This is a genomic window from Paenarthrobacter sp. NPDC092416, from assembly GCF_044755025.1.
Lineage (GTDB): Bacteria > Actinomycetota > Actinomycetes > Actinomycetales > Micrococcaceae > Arthrobacter.
In genome coordinates, this window is the sequence record NZ_JBIVQG010000005.1 from 178,860 (window position 1) to 191,456 (window position 12,597).

Here is a 12,597-nt window from a genome sequence, read left to right on the forward strand (position 1 = left end):
AGCTGGGGTGGGGCTTTGGCCTTCTTGCGCACAACCGTTTTCCTTCCGTTCTGCAGTTTGCGTTGCCGGGACGGCCGGTTGCGAGCACGGCTGCCCCGGCAAGTGTGGGGCCAGTTAGCTGGCGTTTCCGTTGATCCTCTGAGGGATGCGTCCTGCGGCGCTGTCCTGGAGTGCTTCCGGCAGCAGATTCTGCGGGAAGTTCTGGTAAGCAACCGGGCGTAGGAACCGGGTAATGGCTGCCGTGCCCACGGAGGTGTAGGTGGAGGCGGTGGTGGCCGGGTACGGTCCACCATGCTGCTGGGCGTAAGTGACGGAAACACCTGTCGGCCACTGGTTCCAGAGCAGTCGTCCTGCCTTCGTCGCCATGATTCGGATGAGTTCCGGAGCGATCAGGTCGTTGGGCTCGCCGTGGATGGTTCCGGTCAGTTGTCCGTCGATTAGTGTTGCGACGTCCAACAGCTGACTCTCGTTTGCATAGGTCACCACCATGGCCGCAGGGCCGAAGCACTCGCGGAACAAGCCTTCGGGGTCCGAGAGCAGCTGGTCTGCGCTTGTCAGGAGCAGCGTAGGTGCCGGGGGATCTGCCAGAGAGTCGCCGGCGGAGGTCAGAACCTGGACGTCAGGGTGCCCGGTCAGGTCTTGCAATACTTCAGCGAAGCCGCTTTGGATTCTGGAATTGAGCAAGGGTGCTGCTGCGGGCAGCGTCGCGTTGCGGAGGAGTTCCGGGAGTTCCGAGTCCTGGGGAACAAAGAGTACGCCGGGTTTGGTGCAGAACTGGCCTGCACTCAGAGTGAAGGAGCCGGTGAAACCCTCCGCGATTTCTGCTGCTCGCGCCGCCGCGGCAGCGCGGGTGACGAAGACCGGGTTGACACTGCCAAGTTCACCGTAGAAGGGGATAGGTTCAGGGCGTGAGTTGGCTATGTCGAACAGTGCTCGACCTCCCGGGATGGAACCGGTGAAGGAACCTGCTTTGACTCGGGGGTCGTTGAGGGCGGTTTTGCCGGATTCCGTGCCGAAGATAACGGCGAACAAGCCCTCCGGGGCCCCTGCGGAGCGCAGTGCTTCCTCGACGACTTGACCCGTTGCCTGGGACAGCCGGGGGTGACCTGAATGAGCCTTAAGGATGACGGGGCAACCCGCAGCAAGGGCGGATGCGGTGTCGCCACCCGCGACGCTGAATGCGAAAGGAAAGTTGCTCGCGGAAAAGACCACTACCGGGCCGAGCGGCTCAAGTTGACGTCGGATATCGGGACGGGCAACCCCCATCGGCCACTCAGGGTCAGCCGGATCGATCCTTGCATCAAGATACGAGCCTTCGTCCAAGGTTTCTCCGAACAGCCGAAGCTGGAACGTGGTCCGCTTCAGTTCTCCTTGCAGCCGGACTTGGGACAGGTTGGTTTCCTCCATTGCGATGGAGATCAGGGAATCCGCCGCCTCATCAAGTCCCGCCGCCACAGCATTCAATGCCTGCCGGCGCTCAGATGGCTTTGTTGCTGCCCATATTTTGGCGGCCGACGCTGCGCGGCCAATCAAGGTTGTGACTTCTTCCGTGGATGTGGCGGGTATCGTCAGGCTCATTTGCGAAAGGTTCCTTTCTCCGATCATGGTTCCCCGACGTCGCACATTGCGGCGAAGGAGGGGCGATCTGGCGGGCAGCATGGTGCTGCCCGCCAGATTGCTGTTTAGCGGTAGCCGTTGGCCAGTGCCTTCTCTGTGTCGGCCGTAACGCGAGCTGCGATTTCCGGGGTCAGCGGACTGCGAGGCGGACGGCTGGTGCCACCCTTGCGCCCCGCAATGTCCATGGAAAGCTTGATCGCCTGGACAAACTCAACCTTGGAATCCCACCGCAGCAGCGAGTGGAGGTCCTTGTAGATGGTCAGTGCGCGCTCGATGTCTGCAACATTTCCGGAGGTGGAGAGCTCGAAGAGTTCAACCGAGGACTTCGGAAGGGCGTTCGGGTAGCCGGCAACCCAGCCCACGGCACCAGCCAGGCCGAGTTCAAGGACAACATCGTCCGTACCGATAAGCAGATCCAGCTCCGGGGCGAGCTCCTTGATCTCATAGGCGCGGCGGACATCGCCAGTGAATTCCTTGACAGCAACGATCAAGCCTTCGTTGAACAGCTCAGCGAGCAGGTCCGGGGTCAGGTCCACCTTCGTGTCGAAGGGGTTGTTGTACGCAACGATCGGCAAGCCGACCTTGGCGGCCTCACGGTAGTGCTCGATAACGGCTTCGCGGTCGGCGCGGTAAACATTCGGCGGCAGCATCAGGACCGACTGGGCACCGGCCTCGGCGGCCTGCTCAACCCAGCGGCGGGTCTGGTGTGAGCTGTAGGCGGCGACGCCGGGCATCACACCAAAGCCTTCGGGCGCTGCTTCCACGGCGGTGGTTACGACCCTGGCGCGCTCTTCGTCACTGAGGGTCTGGTATTCACCCAGCGAACCATTCGGGGTGATGCCATGGCAGCCGTTCTCAGCCAGCCACTTCACGTGCTCGGCAAAGCCGTCGTAGTCAACGGACAGGTCGTCGTTGAACTGGAGGGCGGACGCTACGTAGACGCCGCGCCAAGGCTTGAGCTGTTCAGTCATTGTGTCTCCTTGAGTTAGTCGCACATCGTGCGTCAGGGGATTCCCTGAGATATTTATATCAGTGCAATGTCACATTGCAAAGGGGGTGAGAAGAATTTTCTTGGTTGCCGTCACAGTTGGGTCGGCCGGGACGCGCACTGTTTGTGGTTGAGCCGTAGCGCTGTCATCGGCGGGGCCCCAGTCGCGGTTGATGTGGCTGAGGTGCGAAACCGTGAGTTCGTGGACCCGCGAGCCATCGCCGGCGAGCAGCGACTCCAGGAGGACCTCATGCTCCCCTGCTGTGCGAAGCAGGGTGCCGTCATCGAGGAGATGGATCAAGCCCACTCTGCGCGTCTGATCCCTCAGACTGGCCACCAGTGCGCTGAGTCGATCATTGCCGCACAGCTCGAGGAGGCTTAGGTGAAAGCGCATATCGGAATCCAAGTAGGAGATCAGGTCAGAATTGGCGGCCGCTGCGATGTTCTCTGCCACAATGGCACGGAGCTCCTGCTCGCGGTACCTGAGTGCGGGATGGCCAGCCAGCCGCTCCATTGCCGGGACTTCCACCAGCAATCGCAGGTCATGGACGTCGCGCCTGTCCTGATTGGACATGGGAAGCACCCTGAATCCCCTGTTGCGCACCGCTTCGAGAACGCCTTGATGGACCAGGGTGATCATGGCTTCTCTTACGGGGCTCGTTGAGACACCCAGCTCAGAGCTGATGGCCGACGCTGAGTAAAGGCTGCCGGGCTGCAACTCGCCGGTAACCAAGCGCTTTCTCAGAACTGCTAGTACCTGATCGCGAAGGCTGAGCCTGGCAACTTTGATTTCAGCCAATTGGATCTCCATTGAACGGCTATGGGTAATGCATTACATCTTACTGGTAGTGCCGTAAAGTTGCTAGCGAAAAACCTGTACGAAAGCACTGCAATGTGACATAGTACTGATGAGAGTTCATGAAGAATGGACATGCGGACCCCCACAGGAGGATGGAAAGATGCGCTTCAGTAAGGTTTTCAACGTCGTGGGCTGTCATGCCGGCGGTGAAATCGGCAACGTTGTGGTTGGTGGCGTAGGAGACGTGCCCGGTAAAACGGTATTTGAGAAGCGGATGTATCTGGAGCAGCAACGGGACGATATCCGTCAGCTTCTGCTCAAAGAACCCCGGGGATCGATGATCCGCGCAGCCAACATCGTACTGCCCGCAACTGACCCCGAAGCGGCCATGGGGTACGTCATCATGGAATCCGAAGAATATCCGGCAATGTCAGGAAGCAACACAATCTGCGTTGCCACCGTCCTGCTGGAAACGGGAATGGTTCCGATGCATGAACCGGTCACGGAGCTGACATTGGAATCCCCGGCCGGTCTGATCCGGCTTCGCTGCGAATGCAAGGACGGAAAGGTGACGAGCGTGCGGTTCACCAACCAGCCGGCATTCGTCTACCACCTCGACGCAAAGATCGAGGTTCCCGGCCTGGGGGCAGTCGCAATCGACGTAGCATGGGGCGGAATGACTTACGCCTTGGTTGATGCCGCCAGTGTCGGATTCGACTTGCACCCATCTGAGGCACGCGACCTGTGTGTGGTGGGGCAAAAGATCAAGGAAGCGGCCGCAGAGCAACTCGAAGCGGTCCATCCGGAAAACCCGCTGTTCGCAGGCATTACACAAACCGAATTCACGGGGCCTGTGAGGCGCGAAGATGGTGTTCTCACGGCGAAAAACGCAGTCGTCGTTTCTCCCGGCCGCATTGATCGCTGCCCCTGCGGTACCGGAACATCGGCCCGCCTCGCCGTCATGCACGCACGAGGAGAAATCCGTCCGGGCGAGAACTTCGTGCACGAATCGTTGATCGGCACCCGCTTTGACAGCACCATTGAGTCACTGACCACTGTGGGCAGCTACGATGCCGTCATTCCTAGCGTGGCAGGCCAGGCGTGGATCACGGATATGTCCCAGGTGGGCCTGGACCCCACTGATCCTTTCCCCCTGGGCTACACCTTGTCGGACAGCTGGATGCAAAAGGGAAAGCCCTAACCGTGACTGAGACCGGCACCGAGGGCATGGACTCGCCTCGTCTTACGATCGTCCACGGCATCCTGGCCCTGGTCCGCAGGGCCGTCCGCGAGATCCAAGAAGCGATTGAGGCCACTCCCCCGGCATCGGCGGAGTGGTGCATTGCCGGCGAAATCCTGGGAGCCGTTCCGATCCGGATCAAGGAAGTAGACGGACCTCAAAACACAGGCGCGCAGTAGAATGTCACATGGTTGTTGCTCTGATGTTTTGAGACCAGAATGGATGGATCGCTGATGAATAGCGGAGAGACCCTGATCACCCCGGTTGCTCGGCGTTCCAGCCTGCGCGATGAGGTCAAAATTGCCATGCGCTCAGCCATCATGTCGGGCGAGATGAGTCCCGGCGTCGTCTATTCGGCGCCGGCGCTCGGAGCCAAGTTTGGGGTTTCCCCCACCCCCGTCCGTGAGGCCATGCTGGACTTGGTGAAGGAAGGCCTGGTGACGACCGAACCCAACAAAGGCTTCCGTGTCACGGAGGTCTCCGAGGCCGACCTCGACCACATCACCCAGCTCAGGCTCCTCATCGAGCCTCCCGTGGTCAAGGAAGTTACCCCGCTGATTCCGGACCAAGATTTTCCCGAACTGGCCCGGATCGCTCAGTCCATTGTCGAATGGGCGGAGCGCCGCGACTTAGCCCAATATACCGAAGCAGACAGGGTCTTCCATGTCCGGTTGCTTGAATATTCAGGCAACCCCCGAATCGTGGAATTGGTATCCACACTTCGGTCCCAGACCCGTTTGCTGGGCCTCCTGCCGTTGCTGGAAGAAGGCCTCCTCGCCCAAACCGCCGAAGAACACGTTGAGCTCATCGAACTCATGCAGCTACGCAGAGCTGACGAAGCCGAAGAATTGATGAGAAGGCACATCAGCCATGTCCGCGGCATTTGGGCTGGACCAAAGCGTTAGAAGAAACCTGGGCGGCTGACGACGGCCGCCACGTACTTACATTTTTTAACCCCCGGACCGATCGCCGAGTCCGGGTCACTTGGGTGCGTCTGGATATTGCACACGCCTAAGGAAATTTTCTATTGGAGTGATGGTGCTCAACAGACAGCGTGAAGTGCTCTTACGGTTCATGGCTGCCCCCACCGATGTTGCCACTGTGGGCGGAAAGATCCATGCCGGCCGTATTCTGGAATGGATCGATAAAGCCGCGTATGCGTGTGCTGTGACCTGGACGGGAAGCTACTGCGTTACCGCCTATGTCGGCGGGGCTTCCTTCCAGCGGCCCATAGAAACGGGCGATGTTGTCGAAGTCAGGGCGGCTGTCGTCTATACAGGCCGGACCAGTCTCCACGTCCGGGCATCGGTAAGGTCGGGTAACCCGCGTGGCGGTCACATGTCGGACGTGACTGAGTGCTACATCGTCTTTGTTTCCGTCACGGACGGAGGCAAACCGCAGGAAGTTCCTCCCTTCGTTCCTTCTTCACTGGCCGAATTGGCCGAGAAGGAGGCGGCCCAGGAACGGATATCCCCGCGGGCGGAAATCCAGCGTGCGATGCGTGCTCAGGCATACACCGACGCCGGAACCGCACCCAGAACCCTGTTGCGGTTTCTTGCTGCCCCCACAGACATCAACTGGGGCGGTAAAACTCATGGGGGGACCATTATGCGATGGATCGATGAAGCGGCGACGCTTTGCGCCACCACGTGGGCGCGGAAACCCGGTTTGGCAGTCTATGCCGGCGGAATCAACTTCCATCAAGCAATCCAGATCGGGCACGTCGTGGAAGTTGAGGCGCGGATTATCCTCACAGGCACCACCTCGATGCATGTCGCTGTCCACGTCAGGTCCGGTGCCCCCGGGGCGGCGATGCAGCCCACCCTCCACTGCCACACGGTGGTGGTGGCCATGGACGAGCACAGCCGACCCACTGCCGTCCCGTCATGGGCGCCGTCAACCGAGGAGGATTTCCGGCTGGCAGAACACGCCGCCGAACTAAACAGACTACGGCGACCTGTCGTAGGCCTGGAGGCATACCCCTCGTAACCAGTGCGCGAACGGCGCTTCCCAGGCGACGGCAGACCGGCAGGAGTCAAGGGGCGGAGTAGCCTAAAGAAAGGGAGGACATCGAGATGCGAATTCTTTCCCGGAGGGAATCATCGCTTGAGTCCCGGGACTGGAAACAGGCCGAATACTGTGTCATGGATCTGGAAACCACGGGCCTTAATTCGACGCGTGACAGGATCATTTCGTACGGGCTTGTTCCGGTACTTGAAGGCCGAATCAGGACAGCGGAAGCCGTCTACGGCGTGGTGAACCCCGGTATCACGATCACCCGGGAGTCAGTCATGGTACATGCCCTACGTCAATGCGACGTTGCCGAAGCCCCGGACATCGATGAATGCTTCGACGAGATTCTGATGAGGTTGGAGGGACGGATCCTCGTGGCCCATTCAGCGTGGATTGAAGTGTCGTTCCTGGCCGAAGCGGCAAAACGGCGAAAGACAAAACTCAATCTCTCCGTAGTGGATACGGCGGTGTTGGCAGGCAAGATCCTCACAGACAGTTGGCTCCCCTCCGGACACGACATCGCACTGGAGTACGCCTCGGCAGTCATGGGGCTGCCTCCCCACACTCCGCATCATGCGCTTGGTGACGCCATGACCACCGCGCAGGTTTTCCTCGCGCTGGGCGCCAGGCTTTCTGCCGACGGGCTCACCGCCGGTGACCTTATTGAACTCTCCCGCCGCTAGACCCGGATCCGTTCGTCGATCGGACAAGGTCAGAAGCGGACCAGATTTACTAGTCGATCCCGAGGCCGGGATCTGCTGCCAGCCGCTCCTGGATGCTGGCGATGGCGCGGAACCCATCACGGAGATGCCGACGGCGTAACGGATCCAGCGTGGACGGAGCAAGGAGGGTGTCCGGGTGGCTGGTGTTCCGGAGTGCTTCGACAGAGGTTTCAAACAACAGGCCGTGGTAAAGGGCAAAAGCTTCTTTGAGTGTGTCGGCTTCGTCACTGCTCAGCAGACCGGCAGTCTCAGCTGTTTCCAGTCTTTCGGGCGTGGAGCCGGAAAGGTTCCCGGCGCGGAGGGCGAGCACTCTGGCAAGTGAAGTGATGGGCCGCAGGGCGCTGCCTTTAAGGTCAAGGTAACCGCGCCGTTTCCCGAAGCGCTCCACAACGATGTTTCTGACAAAGCCGATCGGTGGCCGGTCCGCCAGGGCTGAGCGCATCATGGCACGCATGAACTGCTGGTTTTGGTTCGCTACGGACAAGAGTTCACGCTCAATGGCTCCGCCTAAAACCGGGCGGGTCAACGCGCGGGAATCAGCGCAAGCGGACGCCAGAATCACGTACCCGGATTCCTCAGGTTTGTTCGCCCAGCTGCGAACTGCCTCCACCCATTCCGCAGTCGATCTGTTAAAAAGCGGGTAGGAGGCGTTGGCGTCATGGGGGCACAGCCGGAGGCCGCAGGTGGGGAGGCGGCTGAGTGTTTCCGCGGTGGCTTTGAGGATGTCGTCGTGGGCGGGTGGTGATGCTGTTGTGTTCCGTGGTGTCCAGATGAGGGCGGTGTCGACGTCTGAATCGGGCAGGGGCTCTTGTCGGGCCATGGAGCCGGTCAGGACCCAGGAGTGGTCCAGTTCCTTGAGGGCCGGGTCGAGGGGGTGAAGGTCGATGATTCGCCTGACGATGGCGTCCACGACGGCCGAGATGATGGCTCCGAGCTGAAGGGATGAGACATCGGCATCCCAGAGTTCAACGATTGTGGGCCGGAGCAGGCGGCTGGCCTCGCCGAGCTCTTCGAAGGTCGCAGCTGATGCGATGGCGTTGCGGACGACCAATGGATGGCGGACGTCGGCGGCGGCCATGTCCATGACGGCACTGATGCCGACCGGGCGGCCGCTGTTATCGGTGATGACCAGGTGGTGGATACCGTGATCGACCATTCTTAGGTAGGCGGACCAGATGGTGGAATCGGCATCGATTCCGTGCGCAGGAGTGGTCGCGATCTCTGCCACGGGGCTATCCAAGGACACTTTCCCAGTGGCGACCAAGCGCCGGAAGTCGTGGTCAGTGACGATGCCGTAGCCGGTACCGAGCCTGACCAGCGCGGCTTTCTGGTGTGTCTGGGTCATCCGCTCGGCGGCCTCGCGTACGCTTTGGCCGGCCTCGCACCACAGCACATCCTTCATCGCGCTGGACACCGGGCGGTCCATCCGCGACGAAGGCCCTCCCGCGGCGATAAGCCGCTGGCGGGCGACCAGTGTGTTGAAGTGCCGGAACTGCAGCCGGGAAGGGTCTTTGACGACCGAGCGTGGATCCGGCAGGCGGTAACACAACGTGTCCTCCGCGGCCCGCACTGCCAAGGCCGTAGGCAAACCAGAGAACACCGCAACATGCCCAAACGTATCCCCCGGGCCCAGGACATCGACTACCGTGCCACGGTCCACCACTTCCACCGCGCCCGTACGGACCACGAAGATATGGTCCACATCCGTGGCCCCGTAGGCAAGGATTTCCTGGCCCGCAGCAAAGAACTCAACCTCCACCATCGAAGCCAGCCGCGACAGATCCTCCCCATCCAATCGGTCATACGGGGCCTGACCGCCCAGGAAGTCAACAAACTCCTTCACACCCACACCCATCGTTCAAGGCGTTGAGAGATGCTCTCTACGTTGCCGGCTCGTTTTGATTCTTGTACGCAGGACAGGTCCGGACATGACGTTGCCGGGGGCCCGAGGACCACCCGGCAACACTACGGTGACTTACCAATTGCCGAGCTTGATACCTACCTGCTTGATCCGGGTGAATTCCTCGATACCGGTTCCGCCGCCTTCTTTGCCGTAACCGGATTCATTAAACCCACCGATCGGGTAATCAGGGCCTACTACCAGGTGAGTATTGATCCAAACGTTGCCGAAGTTCAAGGCGTTGACGAACCTCAAACCGCGTTCGATGTTCTGGGTCCAGACGGAACCGGCCAAGCCGAAGGCCACTCCGTTGGCCATCGTAAGGGCTTCGGAGTCTTCGGCAAAGGTCTGGACGGTGATGACCGGTCCGAAGATTTCTTCCTGCACCAGCTCATCCTCTTGCTCCAGGCCGGTAACGAGTGTGGGTTCGAGGAAGTACCCGGGCAAATCGGGCCGTCCGCCGCCAAATGCGATGCGTGAAGTGTTCGGCCGACGCTGCAGCAGGCCCTCCACACGGTCGCGCTGTCGCTCGGAGATCAGGGGCCCAAGTACCGTGGCCTCTTCCTCCGTGCCGCCGACCACGACGTCCTTGAGATGGCCGATGACCTTCTCGACGAGCGCCTCTGCGACCTTCTCGGAAACAATCACTCGGGTGGCTGCCATGCATTCCTGGCCCGCGTTGTACAACCCAGCAGAAACAATGGTGGCTGCAGTTTCCTCGAGGTCGGCGTCATCAAGGACGACAACGGGGGCATTGCCACCAAGTTCCAGCAGAGCACGCTTGGGGCCCTCGGCGGTGGCATGGGCGATCGCACGCCCGGTGGCAGTGGATCCCGTGAACGATACAAGGTTGATGCCCGGGTGGCGTGACAGGTAGTCCCCAACATCGGCACCACGTCCGTTGACCAGGTTAAGCACACCCGTGGGAAGGATGCCGCCGGCGATTTCAACGAACCGCGCGGTGGACAGCGGGGTGCTCTCGGCTGGTTTGATCACTACGGTGTTGCCGGCCGCAAGAGCAGGAACAATCTTCCAAACTGCCTGCCACAGCGGGTAGTTCCACGGCGTGATTCCGGCTATTACGCCCAGCGGTTCCCGCCGTACGAGGGTGGTGGTGTTGCTGGCGTACTCACCGGCCGCCTGTCCTGAAAGTGTACGGGCGGCGCCGGCGAAGTGCCGGAGCGCATCAAGGATCGCAGGAAATTCTTCTTCCCGTGCCGCGGTGATGGGTTTGCCGGCGTCGATGACCTCAAGGTGAACGAGGTCCTCAACGTTGGCGCGCACTGCGTCGACAAGCTCGTGGAGCAGCTGGGACCGCTCCCCTGGTGTCCGGGCAGCCCACGCAGGCTGCGCAGAGCGGGCGGCCTCAACAGCCTTGTCGACATCCGCCGTCGAAGACGCGGCGAATCGGGTGATGACCTGACCGGTGGACGGATTGACGACTTCGAGGGATTCACCGGATGAACCCGGAACCCATTCACCTCCGATGTAGTTCTTGACTTGGATGTCGGCGATGACGGTGGATGTCATAAGAGTGGCTCTCCTGATGTTTTGGTGGACTTGTGGCCCGCCCGTGGGGGCGGGCCATAAGGGGATGGTGTTAGTCGATGGCTGCAGCTACGCCGCGCCGTGATTTGGGAATCGTGAAGTAGATGCCGAAACCGATCGCGATGGTGATCAGCATGCCCAGGCCTACGTTGATCGGATCGGAGTAGGCGAGAAGGGCACAGAGGACGACGGACCAGATGGTCGCTCCCAAGAACACCGGGAAGGAGAATCGCCCCATGTTCCACGGGTGGTCCGGGAGCTCCTTCTTCCATACAGCCTTGAGAGCACAGGCCACCACGACACCGTACGCCAAAGCCCAAGCCAGTGCAGTCATGGCCGCCAGGACGGACAGCAGAGAGGACCAGAGTGCGAACAGACCCGACAGTACGGCACAAACGAGGGTCGCATTGATCGGGATACGGTGCTTGTTGACCTTGCGGAGCCAGTGCGCTGCGGGCATCTGGCCGTCGCGGGCCTTGGACCACATGACACGGACACCAGTGAGCTGGACCATGCACATGTTGGCGAACAGGGCAACGATGGCCATGGCTTCGAATGCCGTCGTAATGAAAGGCCCTACAGAGGCATTCAAGATGAACGACACCGGGGTGTCGCTGGCCATGGTGTCAGCAACGTTGGGGATGGCCAGCATCAGCAACAGGACAAAGATCGTTCCGGTGACGTAGGCCGCCGTGTTGGCAAGGAAAGTGCCCAGCGGTGCGGTGCGAGCCGCGTCCTTGGTCTCCTCGGCAGCGTTGCCGGTGGCGTCAAAGCTGGAAATCGTGAAGGCCGGAACCAACATGGCGAAGAGGAAGGGGGCGAACCACCAGACGTTCTCGGTGGTACCTGCTGTATCGGAGAGAACAGTCAGGGGTGCCCGCTCGTACTTGGCGAAGATGAGTGCACCGATGATGAGCAAGATGCCACCGATTTCGGCGAACACGCCAAGGTTGTTGAAGACGGCGGCTATCTTGACACCGGCGATATTGACGAAGGTGACCACGGCTAGGATGCCCAAGGTCCAGAGGGTCGTCTCCACCGGTGTGAGGTCCGTGAATCCGAACCAGCCTGCAAGGAACGGGACGACGCCAACGCCGACTGCGGTGACGGCGACGGTGTGTGCGATGACGAGCCACCACCCGCCTTGCCATGCCAGCCACGTCTTGCCCGTCAGCCGGTTAATGATCTGGTAGACACCGCCCGATAGCGGGAACGCCGAGACCAATTCACCGACGGCCAAGCCTACGAGAAAGACTTGGAAGGCTCCACCGATCAGAAAGGACCAGAAGGCAGCAGGCCCGAAAAACGTCAGACCGACAACAAAGGTCGTGAAGATCACCGAGCCGACGGAGATCGAGGTGAACTGTACCCCGAAACTCGAAAAGAGCCCCAGCGCCCTGTTGAGTTCCTGTTTGTAGCCCAGCTTGTTCAGGTATTCGGCGTCGGACATTGTGCGGGAGCTCAGCCCCGCGTTCGCCACCTTGGTGTCCGAGGATCGAACGCTGTCGTCCTGGATTGGATCTTGAATCATGAGTGCCTCGCGCTGTTTGGGAGAAAGCTTACCGGTAATGCATTACCGCTAAGACAATGGAACTCTGTGAGGGTCCGGAAGTCAAGAGGTTTCGTGATGCGGAATACACCAGCGCGTGCCGGAAGGCACAAAAGGGCGCCAGGCAGGGTTCTGTGCGTGCTAGCTGGATGATTCCGAGTCGTCTGCGCGGAAGGGCTCCTAGCGAATGACCCGCGCCGCGATGAGCAGGGAGCTGAGGG

The 12,597-nt window shown here is 60.6% G+C and carries 11 protein-coding genes; 5 read left to right on the forward strand and 6 right to left on the reverse strand.

What is annotated here, in order from left to right:
* Positions 1–114 precede the first annotated feature (114 nt).
* The 3 genes from ACIQC5_RS11935 to ACIQC5_RS11945 form a co-directional block, all read right to left on the reverse strand.
* Positions 115–1,578 carry an aldehyde dehydrogenase (NADP(+)) gene (locus tag ACIQC5_RS11935; RefSeq protein WP_400282140.1) on the reverse strand — a complete coding sequence of 488 codons (1,464 nt, stop codon included), beginning with the start codon at positions 1,576–1,578 and terminating at the stop codon, positions 115–117.
* Between the two features lie 104 nt (positions 1,579–1,682).
* A complete protein-coding gene (locus tag ACIQC5_RS11940) occupies positions 1,683–2,588 on the reverse strand; it encodes a dihydrodipicolinate synthase family protein (protein WP_400282142.1) in 906 nt (301 codons plus the stop codon).
* Between the two features lie 69 nt (positions 2,589–2,657).
* Positions 2,658–3,404, reverse strand: coding sequence for a GntR family transcriptional regulator (locus ACIQC5_RS11945; protein WP_400282145.1), 747 nt, complete (start codon positions 3,402–3,404; stop codon positions 2,658–2,660).
* A 160-nt stretch (positions 3,405–3,564) separates the two neighbouring features.
* On the opposite strand from ACIQC5_RS11945, the gene ACIQC5_RS11950 reads away from it, so the two are divergent.
* The 5 genes from ACIQC5_RS11950 to ACIQC5_RS11970 all read left to right on the forward strand — a co-directional run bounded on the left by ACIQC5_RS11950 (position 3,565) and on the right by ACIQC5_RS11970 (position 7,340).
* Positions 3,565–4,605 (forward strand): proline racemase family protein, encoded by a 1,041-nt coding sequence (locus ACIQC5_RS11950; RefSeq protein ID WP_400282147.1) that lies wholly within the window; start codon positions 3,565–3,567, stop codon positions 4,603–4,605.
* 2 nt (positions 4,606–4,607) lie between these two features.
* Complete coding sequence (locus tag ACIQC5_RS11955) at positions 4,608–4,823, forward strand: hypothetical protein (RefSeq protein ID WP_400282149.1); 216 nt, start codon at positions 4,608–4,610, stop codon at positions 4,821–4,823.
* 54 nt (positions 4,824–4,877) lie between these two features.
* Positions 4,878–5,549, forward strand: coding sequence for a GntR family transcriptional regulator (locus tag ACIQC5_RS11960; protein ID WP_400282152.1), 672 nt, complete (start codon positions 4,878–4,880; stop codon positions 5,547–5,549).
* 130 nt (positions 5,550–5,679) lie between these two features.
* On the forward strand, positions 5,680–6,633 hold the full coding sequence (locus tag ACIQC5_RS11965) for an acyl-CoA thioesterase (protein ID WP_400282154.1): 954 nt from the start codon (positions 5,680–5,682) through the stop codon (positions 6,631–6,633).
* Positions 6,634–6,719: 86 nt separating this feature from the next.
* Complete coding sequence (locus ACIQC5_RS11970; RefSeq protein ID WP_400282157.1) at positions 6,720–7,340, forward strand: exonuclease domain-containing protein; 621 nt, start codon at positions 6,720–6,722, stop codon at positions 7,338–7,340.
* Positions 7,341–7,389: 49 nt separating this feature from the next.
* Here ACIQC5_RS11970 and ACIQC5_RS11975 read toward each other — a convergent pair whose 3' ends face one another.
* The 3 genes from ACIQC5_RS11975 to ACIQC5_RS11985 all read right to left on the reverse strand — a co-directional run bounded on the left by ACIQC5_RS11975 (position 7,390) and on the right by ACIQC5_RS11985 (position 12,358).
* Positions 7,390–9,222 (reverse strand): putative nucleotidyltransferase substrate binding domain-containing protein, encoded by a 1,833-nt coding sequence (locus tag ACIQC5_RS11975; RefSeq protein ID WP_400282160.1) that lies wholly within the window; start codon positions 9,220–9,222, stop codon positions 7,390–7,392.
* A gap of 132 nt (positions 9,223–9,354) precedes the next feature.
* Positions 9,355–10,809 (reverse strand): aldehyde dehydrogenase family protein, encoded by a 1,455-nt coding sequence (locus ACIQC5_RS11980; RefSeq protein ID WP_400282162.1) that lies wholly within the window; start codon positions 10,807–10,809, stop codon positions 9,355–9,357.
* 70 nt (positions 10,810–10,879) lie between these two features.
* A complete protein-coding gene (locus ACIQC5_RS11985; RefSeq protein ID WP_400282165.1) occupies positions 10,880–12,358 on the reverse strand; it encodes an APC family permease in 1,479 nt (492 codons plus the stop codon).
* Positions 12,359–12,597: the final 239 nt, after the last annotated feature.

What these genes read in the sequence shown, in the direction of transcription:
- ACIQC5_RS11935 (WP_400282140.1), bottom strand. Translation starts at nt 1,578, where the DNA reads ATGAGCCTGACGATACCCGCCACATCCACGGAAGAAGTCACAACCTTG.
- ACIQC5_RS11940 (WP_400282142.1), bottom strand. Translation starts at nt 2,588, where the DNA reads ATGACTGAACAGCTCAAGCCTTGGCGCGGCGTCTACGTAGCGTCCGCC.
- ACIQC5_RS11950 (WP_400282147.1), top strand. Translation starts at nt 3,565, where the DNA reads ATGCGCTTCAGTAAGGTTTTCAACGTCGTGGGCTGTCATGCCGGCGGT.
- ACIQC5_RS11960 (WP_400282152.1), top strand. Translation starts at nt 4,878, where the DNA reads ATGAATAGCGGAGAGACCCTGATCACCCCGGTTGCTCGGCGTTCCAGC.
- ACIQC5_RS11965 (WP_400282154.1), top strand. Translation starts at nt 5,680, where the DNA reads ATGGTGCTCAACAGACAGCGTGAAGTGCTCTTACGGTTCATGGCTGCC.
- ACIQC5_RS11970 (WP_400282157.1), top strand. Translation starts at nt 6,720, where the DNA reads ATGCGAATTCTTTCCCGGAGGGAATCATCGCTTGAGTCCCGGGACTGG.
- ACIQC5_RS11980 (WP_400282162.1), bottom strand. Translation starts at nt 10,809, where the DNA reads ATGACATCCACCGTCATCGCCGACATCCAAGTCAAGAACTACATCGGA.
- ACIQC5_RS11985 (WP_400282165.1), bottom strand. Translation starts at nt 12,358, where the DNA reads ATGATTCAAGATCCAATCCAGGACGACAGCGTTCGATCCTCGGACACC.